The organism is Kitasatospora sp. NPDC059571, from assembly GCF_042735675.1.
Classification (GTDB): Bacteria; Actinomycetota; Actinomycetes; order Streptomycetales; family Streptomycetaceae; genus Kitasatospora.
Map to the genome: position 1 here is coordinate 24,998 of NZ_JBHWBW010000001.1, position 16,202 is coordinate 41,199.

General features: G+C 70.7%; 10 protein-coding genes and 1 pseudogene. 9 read left to right on the forward strand and 2 right to left on the reverse strand.

What is annotated here, in order from left to right:
- The first annotated feature begins 584 nt into the window (after positions 1 to 584).
- From ACFV0G_RS00140 to ACFV0G_RS00170, 7 genes and pseudogenes are all read left to right on the forward strand, one after another.
- On the forward strand, positions 585 to 1,592 hold the full coding sequence (locus ACFV0G_RS00140; RefSeq protein ID WP_380538941.1) for a sugar ABC transporter substrate-binding protein: 1,008 nt from the start codon (positions 585 to 587) through the stop codon (positions 1,590 to 1,592).
- A pseudogene (locus ACFV0G_RS00145) lies at positions 1,589 to 2,107 on the forward strand (ATP-binding cassette domain-containing protein); the annotation flags it as partial. The gene ACFV0G_RS00140 and the pseudogene ACFV0G_RS00145, both read left to right, overlap by 4 nt.
- A gap of 42 nt (positions 2,108 to 2,149) precedes the next feature.
- Positions 2,150 to 3,175, forward strand: coding sequence for an ATP-binding cassette domain-containing protein (locus tag ACFV0G_RS00150; protein ID WP_380539183.1), 1,026 nt, complete (start codon positions 2,150 to 2,152; stop codon positions 3,173 to 3,175).
- Positions 3,169 to 4,158, forward strand: a complete 990-nt coding sequence (locus ACFV0G_RS00155) for an ABC transporter permease (protein WP_380538944.1) — start codon at positions 3,169 to 3,171, stop codon at positions 4,156 to 4,158. Before ACFV0G_RS00150 ends, ACFV0G_RS00155 begins: the two co-directional genes overlap by 7 nt.
- 58 nt (positions 4,159 to 4,216) lie before the next feature.
- Positions 4,217 to 5,578, forward strand: a complete 1,362-nt coding sequence (locus ACFV0G_RS00160; RefSeq protein ID WP_380538947.1) for a hypothetical protein — start codon at positions 4,217 to 4,219, stop codon at positions 5,576 to 5,578.
- Positions 5,575 to 6,699, forward strand: coding sequence for a DUF917 domain-containing protein (locus ACFV0G_RS00165; RefSeq protein WP_380538950.1), 1,125 nt, complete (start codon positions 5,575 to 5,577; stop codon positions 6,697 to 6,699). Before ACFV0G_RS00160 ends, ACFV0G_RS00165 begins: the two co-directional genes overlap by 4 nt.
- Positions 6,696 to 8,228 (forward strand): PucR family transcriptional regulator, encoded by a 1,533-nt coding sequence (locus ACFV0G_RS00170; protein WP_380538952.1) that lies wholly within the window; start codon positions 6,696 to 6,698, stop codon positions 8,226 to 8,228. The genes ACFV0G_RS00165 and ACFV0G_RS00170 overlap by 4 nt, the downstream gene beginning before the upstream one ends.
- A gap of 18 nt (positions 8,229 to 8,246) precedes the next feature.
- On the opposite strand, the gene ACFV0G_RS00175 is transcribed toward ACFV0G_RS00170, so the two are convergent.
- Positions 8,247 to 9,917, reverse strand: coding sequence for a hydantoinase B/oxoprolinase family protein (locus ACFV0G_RS00175; protein WP_380538955.1), 1,671 nt, complete (start codon positions 9,915 to 9,917; stop codon positions 8,247 to 8,249).
- Entirely contained in the window at positions 9,914 to 11,992 is a 2,079-nt protein-coding gene (locus ACFV0G_RS00180) for a hydantoinase/oxoprolinase family protein (protein ID WP_380538958.1), read from the reverse strand. Before ACFV0G_RS00180 ends, ACFV0G_RS00175 begins: the two co-directional genes overlap by 4 nt.
- 451 nt (positions 11,993 to 12,443) lie before the next feature.
- Between ACFV0G_RS00180 and ACFV0G_RS00185 the strand changes: the two genes are divergently transcribed.
- Together ACFV0G_RS00185 and ACFV0G_RS00190 are read left to right on the forward strand one after the other, a co-directional pair.
- Positions 12,444 to 15,308 carry an AAA family ATPase gene (locus ACFV0G_RS00185; RefSeq protein WP_380538961.1) on the forward strand — a complete coding sequence of 955 codons (2,865 nt, stop codon included), beginning with the start codon at positions 12,444 to 12,446 and terminating at the stop codon, positions 15,306 to 15,308.
- Positions 15,309 to 15,620: 312 nt separating this feature from the next.
- On the forward strand, positions 15,621 to 16,151 hold the full coding sequence (locus ACFV0G_RS00190; RefSeq protein WP_380538964.1) for an ATP-binding protein: 531 nt from the start codon (positions 15,621 to 15,623) through the stop codon (positions 16,149 to 16,151).
- Positions 16,152 to 16,202: the final 51 nt, after the last annotated feature.

A 16,202-nucleotide genomic window follows, 5' to 3' on the forward strand; every position in this document is an offset into this window, starting at 1 on the left:
GAGGCCCGTCGGCGGGTCCAGAAGCCCGAATCGCACGCCACACAGGTCTCCGAAAGCCCACTGCTCCCCGCGCGCACAATGAGGGCCAGTGAGGCCGCAGTGCCGCAGAGCCGGGTGTCGTGAGTACTCGCAGCACGGTAGACCAGCCGCCGGCCGCAGCTGTGGGCCCGATGCACACCCGGCGTCGCAGGCACTGTGTCGACGGCACAGAGACGTGCCGTGCTCGCTCGAAGTCCGCTGAACTGCCTTGGCGAAATGCATGCACGACCTCTGCCGCGGAGCGCTTTGCAGGTTTGCTGACCAGCTATCAAGCGCCCTATCAAAAGGGCAAATTGAACCCGTGGACCCACGTCAGCGGGCCTGCCTGCCGGTAAGTTCGATCATGGCGCAGGGCGTGAAAGCCCTGAGCCCGTCATCGCCTTCACACCCCGACATATCCGCCGCGGTCCACCACGTGCTCCACAAGACGCCCAGGTCGTCCGACCGGCACCAGGCGGCTTGCACAGGCGAACGGGCTCCGCGCTCGGCAGAGCCGTCCACCCGATGCGGGGGACAGGCACCCCACTCAAGCTCGGGAGAAGCACATGGCGAGGCGAAGGATCGGAAGAGCGAACGCGGCGGGCGTGCTGCTGCTCGCTGCGGTGGGTACGGGCTGCACTTCTCAGTCCCCGGCCACGCAGGACTCCGCCCCCGCGCCAAAGCGCATAGCGTTCTTCGGATTCGCCAAGGCCAACTCCTTTGCCGTGGCGACGTTCACCGGCATTGACCACTACGCCAAGGCGCACGGCGCCCGCGCGGACTTCCTCGACGGGAACTTCGACGCTCAGGCTCAAGCCCGGCAGATCCAGGACGCCGTCACGGCCAAGACCTACGACGTCTTCATCGTCCAGGCCAACGACGGCACTGTCGTCCAGCCTGCCGTCACCGCCGCCGTGGCCGCGGGCATCCCGGTGGTCGCCGAGTTCACCCCCCTCGGCAGCCGCTACGACACCGCCGACCCGCAGATCCCCGGCACTATCACCCTCGTCGACGTGCCCACCAGCAACGGCCGGACCCTGGCCGAACTGGGCATCCGGGCCTGCCACGCGAAGAACCTCCACCCCTGCAAGATCGCCTACCTCGAAGGCATGACGGCCCTCCCCCTGGACAACGCGCGTACCAAAGCCGTCCAGAGCGCACTCCGGGCGGCCGGCCCGGACATCAGCCTGACGGCCGACGCCGAAGGCGGATACACCCAGCAGACGGGCCGGCAGGCGATGCAGGACATCCTCCAGGCCCACCCGGACCTGGACGTCGTGATCGGATCCTCTCAGGCCATCGCCGGCGCGCAGGCCGTCACAGCCGGAAAGTCGATCGCCTTCATCGCCAACGGCGCCTCCAAGCAGGCCGTCGACGCCGTGAAGCAGCAACGCTGGTTCGCCGCCTACTACGTTCCTCCCACGACCATGGGCGCCAAGGCCGCCGAACTCGGACTCGACAAGGCCCTGGGCAAGCCCGTGAACCCGGCCAACAAGGCCACCGACCTCGGCGTGCCCGGAGCCGTGGGGACAGCCGATACCCTCAAGAACATCACCGGCGAGTACGACGAGTGACACCGCCGCACCCGGCCCACACGCCGCCCGGACAGGGGCCCGCCCCCTCGCCCGGGCGGCGCCCACGCGAAAGCGCCGGGCTACGCGCCGAAGCCGTCCACGTCCGCTACGGTCCCGTTTCGGTCCTCCACGACATCTCCCTCACCCTGCGTCCGGGCAGGGTCCACGGCCTGGTCGGCGGAAACGGTGCCGGCAAGACCACACTCCTGCGAGCCCTGACCGGCGAGCTGCCTCTCGCCGCGGGCCGCCTCCTGCTCGACGGCCGGGAACTGCCCACGGGAGACCCCCGCTGTTCGCGTCACCACCAGATCGCCCTCATCCACCAAGAACCTCTCCTGGCAACCGCGCTGAGCATCCGGGACAACGTCCTGCTCGGTCGCTGGGCACACCGCCTCGGCATTCGCGCCCCCCGCGACGACCACAAGCGCCTCGCCCGGCTGTTCACCGAGACGGGGTTCACCATCCCCGCAGACACCCCCGTCAGCGACCTGTCTCTCGCCGACCGGCAACGGGTAGAGATCCTGCGTGCGCTCGCCGGCGGCCTGCGGATCCTTGCCATGGACGAGCCCACCGCCCTGCTCGCCGCCACCGACCGGCAACGCCTGCTCGACCTGGCCAGAAGACTGGCCGACAGCGGAGTCGCGGTAGCGCTGACCACCCACCGCCTTGACGACCTCTTCGCCGGCTGCGACACCGTCACGGTCCTGCGCGATGGCCGACACGTCCTCACCGACCCCGTCTCCCAGCACACGCCGCACAGCCTTGCACGCCACCTCACCGGTGCGCCCACCCCCTGCCCCGGCCCGCCCCCCGCCCCCGTGTCCGCCCACGCACCGTTGGCCCTGTCGGTGGGCGGGCTGCGCCTTCCCGGCGCGCCCGGCACCATCGACCTCCAGATCCGGGCGGGAGAGATCGTCGGCCTCGCGGGCCTCCGCGGCAGCGGACGGACCCGGCTGCTGCGCGCCCTCTTCGGCGCCGACTGTTGCCGTGCGGGCACCATCCAGGCCTTCGGACGCACCGTACGGCCCGGCTCGCCCCACCACGCGATCCGCGCCGGACTCGCCCTGGTGCCCCACTCCAGAGCGGAAGAGGGGTTGGTAGCCGCCCGCACGGTCCGTGAGAACCTCGCCCTCCCCAGCCTCGGCGCCCGTCAGCGGGCCGGACTGCTGCGGCTGCGCGCCGAACGGGCCGCCACCCTCGCCGCCGCCCACACCGTCGCCCTGACCGGAGCGACGTGCGACAGCCCGCTGTGGACCCTCTCGGGCGGCAATCAGCAGAAGACCGTCTTCGGCAAGTGGCTGCTGCGCGCGCCTGCCATCCTCCTCGTCGACGAGCCCACCCGCGGTGTCGATCTTGCAGCCAGGTCCCGCATCCACACCCTGCTCACCGACCTGGCCGGCCAAGGGACAGCGATCCTGATCGCCTCCTTGGACCCCGACGAACTCCTCGCCCTCGCCCACCGCGTGCTCGTGATGAAGGAAGGCCGGATCACCGCGGCCGTCTCCACGGCAGCGACGGACCGAGCCCACCTGGACACACTCCTGTACGCCGACGAACCGCCGCACGAGGCCACGCCATGGTGACCTCCAGCGCCACGGACGCCCCCCATGCCGGACGCCGCCACCCATGGCGTTCACCCCTGCTGCGCGACCACGGCATCGTTCTGGTCGCGCTGGCGCTCGCGACCGTCCTCGCCCTGTCGACCGATACCTTCCTCACCACCGCGAACCTGGCCAACCTCCTCGACCAGGCCGCAATCCCCGGCCTGCTGACGTGCGGCGCGACCCTGTGCCTCGTCACCGGTGTGTTCGACCTGTCGATGAGTGCCGTTCTCGCCCTGTCCGCCGTCGTCGCCGTGGCTGCCACCCGAACGCTGGGCATACCCGCCGGCGCCCTGGCCGGCCTGACCACCGGCGTCCTGGTAGGGGCACTCAACGGGCTGATCGTCACCCGCCTCCGCGTGCATTCCTTCATCGGCACCCTCGCTCTCAGCATCGTCCACCGCGGACTCGCCCTGATCGCCACCGGCGGAGCCATCATCTACCCCGGCACCGGCCAAGCGGCCGCCTTGCAGACCCTCGCCGGCCCCCTGCTTCCCGGCGGCGTCACCGCTTCGGCCATGCTGTTCCCGCTCGTCGCCCTCCTGTGCTCGCTGCTCCTCGCCGGCACGGTTCTCGGCCGCCGCCTCTACGCTGTCGGAGGCAACGCCGAGGCCGCGCGCCTCTCCGGCATCCGGATCAACCTGGTCCGCACGGTTGCGCTTGCCCTCAGCGGCGGCTGCGCGGCCCTGGCCGGACTGGTTTTGGCCGCACGCGGCGGGTCAGCCCAGGCCGGCATGGCACCGCTCATGGAGCTCACGGCGATCGCCGCCGCCGTCATCGGGGGCACCAGCGTCCTCGGTGGAGAAGGCACGATCTGGCGGGCCCTGGCCGGAGTCGCCGTCCTCACCCTGATCGGCAACGGCTTCAACCTCCTGGGCTGGAACACCACCTACGAACAGGTCGTGCAAGGCCTGCTCGTCCTTGCCGCGGTCGGCGCCGACCAAGCCCTCAGACGTCCCTCCTGAGCGTACCCATCCCAGAAATCGCCCCCGGCAAGCCGGAGGCCCCGGCAGAAAGGCCCCCATGCGGATCGGCGTCCGGCTGGACACCACCGGAATGCACGCCGTCCTCGCGGACGGCCCACGCGTGGTGGCCGCCACGTCCTCGCCACACACCCACGGCGAACCCCTGACCGACCTGCTCCGCCCTCTTGCCGGCACCGGCCGGCACCCGGCGGACCCCATCGACTCGGTCACCTGGGACATCTCGGACCTCCTGGAGACCTCTCTCGCTCCACCGCCCACAACGCCCGGCGCCCACCTGCGGCCTCCTGCCAGTCCGGTGGCTGCGCTGCGTGTCGTCCCTCGCGTTCCGCAGAGCGCTGCCCGCGCTACCCACCCCTCTCCGCTTGTCACTGCACTGGCCACCTGGCGCGGCACCGCCGCGGGCGGCCACGACCTCTTCGGAACCGAACTCGCCCCACTCGACGTCGCGGCGGCCCGCGACTGCGCCCTCAGAGCCCAGGCCGCCGGCCTCACCACCCTGGCGATCACCGCCACCGGTGCGGGAGCCTGCACCGATCACGAGCAGACCATCGCCGCTCGACTGCTGGAAGAGTTCCCCCACCTGCGGCTGTGCCTGTCCCACGAGGTCGGGGGCCTTGGACTGCTCGAACGCGAGGCGACTACGGTCGTCAACGCCGCCCTCTTCGACGTGGTGGCCGACCTCATCGACCGGTGCGAGCACGCGGTCGGCCGCGTCCTGCCCGCAGCGTCCTGCTGGTTCGCCGGCGGCGACGGCGGCCGCATCCCCGGCAAGCGGCTACGGTGGCTGCCCGTCCTGGGACTGGCCGCGAGCACCGCGACCACCCTGATCGGCGCCTCCGCCATGGCAGGCCGCAGCGGTGCGCACGTCGCCCTCGTCAGCGCCCACACGATCACCACCGGCCGAACCGACGACGGGCTGCCACACGTCGAAGCGGACCTGCCCGGCAACCTCGACGCCCAGCTGACCCTTCCACAGGCCGCCGTCGTCGTACACCAGACGGGACCCGCCTCGACCGAGACCTGGCTCCATGACCGAACCGAGGACCCGATCGACGTGGTGGCCGTCCTCGACGAGGCAGCCACCGTCCCCGCCCACCACCTCCTCCAAGCCCTCGCGCACGGCACTACCCTCGTCCGCCCCGAGACCGACCTAGCCGCACTCGGCGCCGCCTGCACCCAACCCAGCGCCTGGCTGGACCTGCTGGTACCTGTCACGGCCCCCGAAGAACTCGACCGCATCCAGTCCCAGGCCGAACAGCGCGCCCTCACCCTGGTCGCCGCCGACGGCCCCGGAACCGAACGCATCGTCAGATCGGTTGCCAGCCCCGTCGGCTACCTGAGCATCTACCGGCTGCAGGTCCGTGCCGCGGCCCACGCCCGAGCAGGAGCCGCCCGATGACCACGGCCGCCACACCCCTGCGCGCCGAGCCGATGCACCTGTTGTCCGCCGAGGACCTGCCGGCCATGACTGCCGGCAACCAACTGCTGTGTTCGGCAATGGGCGCCTCTGGCATCGACGGCGTCACCCTGTGCACGGGCGAACTGCTTCGTCGCCACGGCCCCGTGCCGCTGATCAGTATCGACAGCCTGCCCGAGGACGCCCTGTGCGCCTCCGTGGGAGCCGTCGGCGGTTTCGCCCCACTGATCGAACTACCGCCGTTCGGAGACGAGTTCACCCTCGCTGTACGCGCCCTGGAGGACCGACTCGGGCGCCGCCTCGATGCGGTCGCCACACTCAACGCTGCAGGACCCAACGCCTTGTTCCCCATCGCCGCGGCTGCAGCCCTGGGCCTTCCACTGGTCGACTGCGACGGCATGGGCCGGGTCCTGCCCCTCATCCACCAGACCACGTACCACCTCGCCGGCCTGCCCGTCACCCCGCTCGCAGCCAGCAGCCAGACCGGCGACGTGATGGTCCTCCAGACCGGCTCCACCCGGGCCGACCGGCTGCTGCGCGGCGTTGTCGACGCCTCTGGCGGCTTCATGATCTGCGCTCTCTACCCAGCCACCGCCGGGCAGTTGAGGCGTGCAGCGATCGCAGGGTCGACCGGCCGGCTCCTCGACGTCGGCCGCCTTCTGACGGCAGTGTCCGGCCGGTCGGCCCTGATCGGCGGCCTCTCCCGCACAGTGGGAGCCCGCGTGCTCGCGGGGGGACGCATCGTCGAGGTCGGCCGTACCGACCGTACGGTCGGCACCCGCCACTATCCCTCCATGCCGTCCGGCATCGTGGTCCAGGAACCCGGCCACAACGGCCGCACCGTTCGCCTGGAGGCGCAGAACGAACTGCTACTGGCCCTGATCGACGGCGCGGTGGCTGCCGCCGTGCCGGATGTGCTGTGCCTTGTCGACCGGCAGCGACTTCGCCTCGTGGGCCTGGAACAGGCAACCGTCGGCGACCATGTGGACGTTCTCGTGGTGCCCGCCGACGCCCGGTGGCACAGCGCCCAAGGCCTGGCGCTGGCAGGGCCGAGTGCCTTCGGGTTCCCCGTCCGCCACCCGAGCGAGGAAGGCCGCCGATGAGCCGCCATCACACCCCCGGCCCCCTGACGGTTGCCGAGCTCGTCCGCCTCGGCCCGCTCAGCCGCGGCCGCTCCTGCGGTGCCCAGGACCTGAACCGGCAGGTCTCCGGCGTGGCGCTGCTCTCCGCCCTGGACAACGCCCGCCGCAGCGTGCCGGGCACCGCCCTGGTGGTCCACCCTGCGGCCGCGCATGGCGTGTGGGCCGTGGAATCCGCCCTGAGACTGGCCTGGGAGTGCAACGCCGCCTGTGTTGTGGCCCCGGAAGGGATCACGGTCACCGGTCCGACCACCCAGCTCGCCGAGCGATTGAACATGCCGCTGTTCCTCGTGGACGACCCCTGTGACCTCGCCCTCGGACTCGCAGCGACCATTGCCGACACCGAGGCTGCCCGGGCCCACCTGACCGCCCGATGCGCGGCCCTGTTCGGGGAGCTGCGCAAGGCCCGCGACATCCTGGGGGTGATCAACACCGAAGTTCCCGGCGTCAGTGCTGCTCTGGTGGCGGAGGACGGCCACGTGCTGGCCGGCCGGGCCACCGCCGCCCGCTCCGACGGCCGCGCGCATCGCCTGCAGGTCGCCGTCCCTGGGCCCGACGGCCGGCCCTGGGCCACCCTGGTCGCCCAGCTGGCCACGGCGTCCTGCTGCTGGGTGGAGACGGTTGAGACGATCCTGCGCCTGGCCTGCGCCCCACTCGCCCTGTCCGTGGCGCACGCGCGGCTCACCCTGGTGCACCGTGCCAGCAAGGACCGGCTTCTGCTGGAGACCCTCCTCAGCGGCGGCCCCGTCGTGTCGCCTCTGCCCACCGGGGCCGTCCCGGGTGCCGGCGGAGTGCCCGAACACCTCGCACGTGAGGCGGGCTGGCGGATCGATGGGCGGCACGTCGCCGTCTGCCTCCGGCCTCCGCACGGCGCACCGCTTGCCGGGGAGGCCGCGAACTCCGGGCTGATCGCCCTGTGGCAGGACGCCTTCCCTCGCCTGCCCCTCGTACCGGCGGCGCACGGCTGGGTGACGTGGTTCACCGACGAGGACTCCGAGCCCAAGGACGTCGCTGTGATGGTCAGGCGGACCCTGACCGCTTTGCACATTCCGATCCCGCTCACTGCCGGGGTCGGTCAGGCGGCCGATGGCCTGGAAGGCCTTCGGCGGTCGGTGACCGAGGCGGACCTGGCTGCCGCGGTGGCCGCTCGGTGCGAGGGAGGAACCGTCGAGCAGTACCGCGAGCTCGGCCTCCAGGTGGTGCTTGCCTGCCTGCCCCTCGACGAGATAGCGACGGCCGCGCGCGTCCTTCTGGCCGACCTCACCGCGGACCCGAAAGCGGACGTCCTGATCGGCACGTTGATCGCGCTGCTGGACTGTGCAGGCTCGACCGGCCAGGCGGCAGCGCGGTTGGGAGTGCACCGCAACACGATGCTCGGCCGCCTGGAACGCATCCGTGCCTGCGGCGTCGACCTGGACTCGCCGGACCAGCGCCTCGCCCTCCACGTGGCGTGCTACGCGCTGCTGGGCGACGGCGCGGGCGGGCGTCCCTGAGGCGCAGATGGTGCGGTCTCACACTCCGTGGAACGACTGGGCCCGCTGGGCGGACAGATGCCGGTCGGCGATGTCCGCCTGCACTGCCTGATGGTCGCGCTGTGCGGGGTCGCCGTATCCGCCGCCGCCGCCGGTCAGGCAGCGGACGGTGTCGCCGGCGCGCAGCGGCAGCCCGTTGGCCTTCAACAGGCGCTTCTCACCAGGTCGGCCGGCGTTGACCACAACCTCGGGAGGTGCTGCAGCGTGTCCGCCGAACAATCCCCAGGCCGGAGTGACGGAGCGTTCGAACCACAGGGAGACCGTGCAGTCGTGCAGCGCGGTGTACTCGCGGACCACTCCGTTGCCCCCACGCCAGCGACCGGGGCCACCGGAGTCCGGGCGGAAGCCGTAGTGGGTCACCCGTAGCGGGTATCGGGCCTCCAGGACCTCGACGGGGACGTCTTTCAAAGACCCGTTCACATTGTTGATCAGGGCGTCCTCGCCGTCTGATCCCTCCCAGGCGCCCCAGCCGCCCAGGGTTGCTTCCAGACTGACGTACTGATCGCCGTGCCGCGGATCGGTGCCTGCGAACATCACCACCATCGAGTCGCCGTGGCTGGCCGCCGCCACCGTTGCCGGCAAGACGGGCGCCAGCGCCTTGGCCACCAGGTCGATGAGCAGTCCGAGGTGGGAGAAGTACCACTGGCAGGCGGCCGGGGCCTTCGCACCGAACACCGAGCCGTCGCGGACCTTGACACTCAGCGGGCGGAACGAGCCGCCGTTCGCGGGCAGGTCCGGGCTGACCAGCAGCTTGTAACCGACCCGGCAGGCGGCGACGGCCTGCGCGGTGCCGCAGTTGATGGGACCGGTGGTCTGATCGGCGGACTCGGTGAGGTCGAACTCGATCTCCTCACCGCGTACCGTGATCCGCAGCCGGACCGCTACCGGTGTCGCCAGATCGATGCCGTCGTTGTCCAGGTAGCCCTCCGCGGTGTAGACCCCGTCGGGAATGCCGCGGACCATCCGGCGTTCGAGCCGTTCGGTCTGGGTGAAGATCTCGTCCCGTGCACGACGCAGGACGTCGATGCCGAAGCGGCACACCAGTTCTTCCAACCGCACCTGGCCGGTGGTGATGGTGGCGATCATGGCCTGCATGTCACCCGTGGTGGGGTAGGGGAAGCGGACGTTGCTGGCGATGGTGTCCATCAGCGCAGCCACTGGCCGCCCTCCCTCCAGGAGCTTCTGCGGTCCTATCCGCAGGCCTTCCTGGAAGATGCTGACCGAGTCCATCGAGCCGCCCGGATCCTTCGAGCCCACGTCGATCCAGTGTGCCCGGGTGGCGGTGAACCCTGCCAGCTCACCGTCGACGAAGACCGGGCCGAAGATCGTCACGTCGTTGAGGTGGGTGCCGCCCAGGTAGCTGTCGTTGAGGATCCACACGTCGCCCGGCTGCCAGGCGTCGCGGCCGAAGCGCTCCTCGGTGGCGCGGGTGCAGCTCTCCAGGTTGCCCAGGAAGATCGGCAGGCCGGCGGACTGGCCGAGGACCTGGTGGTCGGCGTCCAGCAGCGCCACCACACAGTCGCCGCACTCGTAGATGACGGGGGTGTAGGCGGACCGCATGAGCGTGGCATTCATATCGTCCGCCGCCGCGATGAGGGCGTTGCGGACGATTTCGACGGTCACCGGGTCGATGGTGGGGGCGCCGGTCATTGCTCCTCCAGGGGCAACGTCGATGCGGGGGCGGCGAGAGCGGTCGGGGAGATCACCAGCGAGCCGAAGGCGTCCACTCGGACGCCGTAGCCGGGAGGCACGACGGTGGTGGCGGTGTCTTCCACGATGATGGCTGGACCGGTGAAGCGGTGCCCCGGGGCCAGGCCCTCGCGCGGCACCAGCAGCGTTTCATGGGCCTTGCCGTTGAAGACGGCCCTGTGCAACCGGTGGGAGAAGCCTTCCTGCGCTGCTGGCGGCAGCTGCTCCGGCCGTGCCCGGCCGAGGTCGCCGAAGGCGGTGGTGCGCAGGGTGGTGAACTCCACGGGGGCGCTGGGATTGGCATGTCCGTAGCGGCGGTGGTGCAGGTCGGCGAAGCGCCGGGAGACGGCCGTCAGGAAACCCGGTCGGGCGGGCTCGGCGGCGTCGGTCAGTGGCACGGTGAGGGTGTATTCCTGGGCGGCGTAGCGCATGTCGACGGCGTGTGCGGCGTGCCGGTCGGCGCGGGGGACGCCCTCGCTGTCCAGCGCGGTCAGGGCCCGCTCCTCCAGTGCGGCGAGCCGGTGCGCCAGGTGGTTGCCGTCGAGTTCGGCGCCGGGCCGGAAGCAGGGCTCGGTGAGGTCGCGGCGGATGGTGGTGCCGAGCATCCCCCAGGCGGAGAAGGCGCCCGGCATCCGGGGCACCAGGACCTCGCGGATGCCGAGTTCGCGGGCCAGGAACACACCGTGCATAGGGCCCGCGCCGCCGTAGGTGAGGAGGCTGAAAGTGCGGGGTTCGATCCCTCTGGAGACGGTGAGGGTACGGATGGCCTGGGCCATTTTGGCGTTGGCGACGTCGCAGATGCCCTCGGCCATAGCCTGGGTATCCAGACCCAGGCTATGGCCGAGGTCGGTGACGGCCTGTGCGGCGAGGCCGGTGTGCAGGGTCAGGCGGCCGCCGGCGTAGTGCTCGGCGTCGATCCGGCCGAGCAGCAGGTTGGCATCCGTGACGGTGGCGGAGGTTCCGCCCAGGCCGTAGCATGCGGGCCCGGGGTGGGCGCCCGCTGATTGCGGTCCGATGCGTAGCCCGCCGGCCGTGAGGTGGGCCACCGAGCCGCCGCCGGCGCCGATGGTGTGGATGTTCACCGCGCTGGTCAGCAGCGGCAGGCCTTCCAGGCGGATCTCGGGGGACAGGTCGGGTCGGCCGTCGACGACCAGGGACACGTCGAAGGAGGTGCCGCCCATGTCGATGCAGATCAGGTGGGGCCGACCGGTTGCCTCGGCCAGGGCGGCCCCGCCCATGGTGCCGCCGACCGGGCCGGAGAGCAGGGTCTGCAGCGGGCGGTCCCGTGCAGTGGCGGCGGTGGTGATACCACCGGAGGACTGCATGACGTGGAGCGGCGCTGGCACGCCCCGGGCTGTCAGACCGCGGATGAGGCCGTCGAGGTAGCTGCGCACGGTCGGGCCGATGTAGGCCTCGGCGACCGCGGAGGAGGTGCGCTCGTACTCCCGCCATTCGTTGGCGGTCTCATGCGAGAGCGAGATGGTAGTGGCTTCCCCGAGCTCGGCGGTGAGGAGCTCGCGGGTACGTAGCTCGTGTGCGGGGTTGATGTGGCTGAACAGGTAGGCGACGCAGACGGCGCCGAAACCATCCGCGCGATAGCGGCGGGCCGCCGCCCGGACCGCCGCCTCGTCCAGCGGCTCCAATTGCGTACCGGTCGCGTCGAAGCGCCCGCCCACCTCGACGATGTCGCGCAGCGGCAGCAGCGGTACCGGTTTGCGGTAGTGCAGGTCGTACAGGCGCAAACGCGGCCCGCGGGCGATGTGGTAGACGTCTGCGACGCCCCGGGTGGCCAGCAGCAGCACCCGCACCCCGCGGCGCTGTAGCAGGGAGTTGAGGCCCTGGGTGGTGCCGTGCACCAGGAAGGTGATTTCTTCAGGTGCGGGGGCCAGCGCTCCCACGGCACGGAAGATGCCGTTGGTGAGGTCGCCAGGGGTGGTGGACACCTTGTCCGCCCGGTACCGGCCTGTGCGTTCGTCGTAGAGCACGACGTCGGTGAACGTGCCGCCGACGTCCATGGCCATACGCAGCCGGTTCACCGGCGCCCTCCCGTTGTCTCGCCGCCTCTGGTGGTGGCATATGCCGATCACCGTATGAGCGGCCCGCCGCGGCGGGATGTGCGGTGCGCACAGCGCGCCAGGGGTCCGGCGGGCGTGGTGCCCATCGGGTGGGGCGGCAGCCGCTGGATCATCACGTGGAGCAGCCAGGATGCCCCGCGCGGGCGTGCCGGAGGGGGCTGTCATGTCGATCCGCCCTGACGCTCCGACCGGCCCTGGAATCCCCGCCTGTCCCCGTGTGCAAGGAGGAGTCGACCTCGTTGACGACGGCTCTCCGTAGGCCTACATTAAAAAAGCAAGTATTAGCTTGGATATGGGGCGTCCGGCCGGGCGGGTACCCGGCCTCATGGACATGCCCGTACCGGGGTCGACGACCCCGGGGAGTCCTCGAGGACACCGCGGCCCATGCGGCTCCCGAGGGGAGGAACCCGACGTGCCGATTGATGGCGGGTACCGCTCGCGGGTGCGGCCGACCGCACTGGTAGGGCGTGCAGGCGAGCTGGCCAGGCTGCGGGAACTGCGTGCCAGCGCGCAGTCCGGGCACGGCGTCTCGGTACTGCTCGAAGGAGAAGCCGGGATCGGCAAGACCGCCCTCATGGATGTGCTGGCCGCCGAGTGCCGGAGTGCCGGGTTTCGTGTCCTGCGTGGCACCGGTGAGGCGCTGGAACAACGGACCCCCTTCCAGGTGCTCCGCTCCTGCTTCGCCTCGGACCGTCCCGAGCAGCCCCCCGAACTGGCCTCCCTCGAGGCCCTGCTCCTCGGCCGCAATGGCGCGAGCGGCGCCGATCGGGAGTTCGGCATTGCGGAGGCGGTGCTCGCCGTGCTGGACCGCTGGTGCGCGCAAGGTCCGGTCGCCCTACTGGTGGACGGCCTGGACTGGGCGGACGCCTCCAGCCTGATAGTGCTCAGCCGCCTCCAGCGAGTCCTGGGTCAGATGCCACTGCTGCTGTGTGCGGCCGTCCAGCCTGCGGGCCCAGAGGACACGGCAGGTGCTCTGAGAGCCCTCAGGGGGCGCTGGACCCAGGTGCTGTCGCTGCCGCCGCTCGACAGTGCAGAGACGGCCGAACTGGTCGCCCGCCTTTCCGGTGCACCGCCGACTGCCGGGCTCCTTCAGCACGTGTCGGCCGCCGCCGGGAATCCGCTGTACATCACCGAGATGATCGCTGCACTGGCCCAGCAGAACCGCCTGGAGATCGCCGGCGGCATCGCTGCGATCGCAGATCGCGGGCCCGAACCTGCCTCGCTGCCAGAGTCACTGACGGAGGCAATCCTCGGACGTCTGGCAGACCTTCCGGCCAGCACCAGAGAACTCCTGGAAGTGGCTGCTGTCATGGGACCGCAGGTGAGCCTTGCGGACCTCTCGACGGTGGTGGAAACCCCGGTCATGCGGCTATGGAAGCCGGTCCGGAACGCCATCGACGCCGGCCTGCTGCTCGATGCAGGAACCCGCCTGACCTTCCGTCACGACCTCGTCCGCCAGGCCCTGGCCGAGAGCATCCCCGGCGGACTGCGCAGCGCCCTTGAACTGCAGGTCGGCCGGCAACTGCTGCAGGCCGGAGCGCCGCCCGAGCAGATCGCCGACTACCTGCGGCGAGTACCTCTGCCCATCGACGACCAAACCGTCGACCGGCTTGTCGAGATGGCACCGGCCATGGTGCTCCGCGCCCCGGCCGCGGCGGCCGACGTGCTCGGCAGGGCACAGGACGCTGTCAGCCCCGGCGACCCCCGCCACACCTGCCTGCACCTGCACACCGTCCGCGCCCTGCTCAGATCGGCGCAGCCAGCCCGCGCCGAGGCACTGGTGCGGCAGGTGCGGCAGGCCGACGGATCGGCGCCGGCCACTGAACTGCACTGGATGCTTGCCCAAAGCCTGTACCGGCAGGGGCGACTCCAAGAGGCCGCCCAGGCGGCCGAATCGGCACTCCGGGCACTGTCGGGCGACGACCCTGCCGCCGCCAGATTCCACGCCTTCGCCGCCCAATGCCACTACTTCCAAGGCGACTTCGAGCACGCCGCCCGTGCCGCCCGTCGCGCCCTGGCGGCGGGCGACCTCGTCCACGACGCCTACTGCACTGCCTACGGCCTGACCTTGTCGGCCGCCATGCGTCTACCCGAGGCATGCGCCGCTGAGGCGCTGGATCTGGCCGACCAGGCCCTGGCGGTGCTGGGCAACCAGGAGATCGACCCAGATCTGCAGATGGCTCCGCATTTCGTCCGGGGCCTGGCTCTGATGGGACTGGGCCGTTCACAGGAGGCCCACAGCGCCTTCGACCGGGGCTTGCGGGACTGCGACCGAGGCGGCCACGACTACCTGACGTGGTATCACCTGGGCAAGGCGCGGCTGCACTTCACCGACGGCCGGTGGGACGATGCACTCGCAGAAATTAGCGCAGGACTGGAAACCGTCGACCACTTCGGCCTCCTCCCGGCTTTGAGGAGCCAGGCTGCCATCATCGCGTTCCACCGGGGAGAACCGCAGCCGTGCATCGCCCTCGCGGACAGCCCCGACGAGAGCCCCGCCAACGGGTCCTACACCTTTCTGTACCGCTGGGCCACAGCCTTGGGCCTGGAAGCCCAGGGAAAGCCGGACAAGGCCGTACACTTGCTCTTCGCCGACTGGGAGAACGGTCTGCACAGTATGGGTCGGCGGTTCCTGACCCATCGGATGTCCCCGGATTTGGCCAGGCTGGCCGAGGCCGCGGGAGACACCGCTCGGCTGCGCTCCGTTGCCAAGGAGCTGGGAGAGATGACAGCCGGCGTGGAGGGCGGAAGCCTCCACGCCGAGGCACTCTACAGCCGTGGTCTCGCCGCCCGGGAACCTAAGATCCTGCTCCAGGCGGCACAGGGATTCAAGGACACCGGCCGTCTGCTGTATGAGGCCTATGCCCAGGAAGGCGCCGCCGTACTGCTCGCCGCGCAGGGACGGACGGCCGCCGCCCGTACTGCACTCCGGGAGGCGCTGCTGCTCTACAAGCGGCTGGGTGCCCGCCATGACGCTCAGCGCGTCGAGGACCGCCTGACCGCGGCCGGCATCCGTATCCGCCGTCGGCCTTCCAACGGCGCGCAGACCGGATGGGCAGCACTCACCGAGACCGAGCGTGCCATCGTCGGCTACGTCGCCGACGGCTGCTCCAACCCCGACATCGGCGTCCGTCTGTTCCTTTCGCCGCGCACCGTCCAATTCCACCTCTCCACCATCTTCGCCAAGCTAGGGATCACCTCCCGAGTCGAACTTGCCGTCAGCTCCCGCCAGTACGAAGCGGGTACCCCCACCGAGCGGGCGGTTGCAGCCTCCTGAAGCGCATCCCGCGTATGCCGCCGCCAATCCACCACACCGGGATCGGCGGCCCATCCTGTCCACTGCTCACGGAGCCGGCGGCACGGGTCTTCGCCGACAGGCGGGATGGCGGATGTCTTTGGCACCACAGGACGCGAGCGTAGGAGATGCGAAGTTCTCGGGCCCTGTCCGGGACTCCGGTCCCATGGAAGGCGGACGCCATGCACAGGATCCAGGTTCGAAAGCAACCGGACCCCAAGTCCCCTCCTGCTCCGGTCAACCTCCGAACTCCGTCCGGCCGACCGATGCGGTTCTGACGACAAGGACGCAGTCATGTTCACTCCATCGGCTGAACACAGCCAGAGCCAGCGGGTGGCGGGAGCCGCGTGGCTCTCCGGCGCCAGACAGGAGCCTGTTCGCTGCAGTCCTCGACTCCCCGGAACCAAAGCAGGCCGGTGCCACACGTTCACCCTCCTGCCACGTGACACTTCCATCCGGGCGGCCCGCAACACAGTCGGCGAAACCCTCTGCGGCTGGGGAGCAGGCGACACCGAAGACGTCGTCGACACCGTCAAACTGATCGTCTCGGAACTGGTCACCAACGCCGTCCGTCATGCCGGTCAGGTCACCGCCCTCATCTCCGTCACGATGCTCCTCGACAGCCAGGGCGGCTTCCAACTCGGCGTCCGCGACGGCGACCAGGAGCGTCCGCACGCCAGCCCGGTCCCCTCGGACGCCACCTCCGGACGGGGCATCCACATCGTTCAGACCCTGCTCGGCGAAGCCGGCGGACACTGCTCCACCGAATGCCACCGGGACGGTGGCAAAACCGTCTGGATCACCATTCCCTGCGCCTTCCGGTGAGGTGGCCTCCGGCACCGCGAACCGCATCCGCATTGCCGGGCCTGTTCCCAC

Excerpts from the sequence above, each read along its gene's own strand:
- ACFV0G_RS00140 (WP_380538941.1), top strand. The coding sequence starts at position 585 with ATGGCGAGGCGAAGGATCGGAAGAGCGAACGCGGCGGGCGTGCTGCTG.
- ACFV0G_RS00150 (WP_380539183.1), top strand. The coding sequence starts at position 2,150 with ATGGACGAGCCCACCGCCCTGCTCGCCGCCACCGACCGGCAACGCCTG.
- ACFV0G_RS00155 (WP_380538944.1), top strand. The coding sequence starts at position 3,169 with ATGGTGACCTCCAGCGCCACGGACGCCCCCCATGCCGGACGCCGCCAC.
- ACFV0G_RS00160 (WP_380538947.1), top strand. The coding sequence starts at position 4,217 with ATGCGGATCGGCGTCCGGCTGGACACCACCGGAATGCACGCCGTCCTC.
- ACFV0G_RS00165 (WP_380538950.1), top strand. The coding sequence starts at position 5,575 with ATGACCACGGCCGCCACACCCCTGCGCGCCGAGCCGATGCACCTGTTG.
- ACFV0G_RS00170 (WP_380538952.1), top strand. The coding sequence starts at position 6,696 with ATGAGCCGCCATCACACCCCCGGCCCCCTGACGGTTGCCGAGCTCGTC.
- ACFV0G_RS00175 (WP_380538955.1), bottom strand. The coding sequence starts at position 9,917 with ATGACCGGCGCCCCCACCATCGACCCGGTGACCGTCGAAATCGTCCGC.
- ACFV0G_RS00190 (WP_380538964.1), top strand. The coding sequence starts at position 15,621 with ATGTTCACTCCATCGGCTGAACACAGCCAGAGCCAGCGGGTGGCGGGA.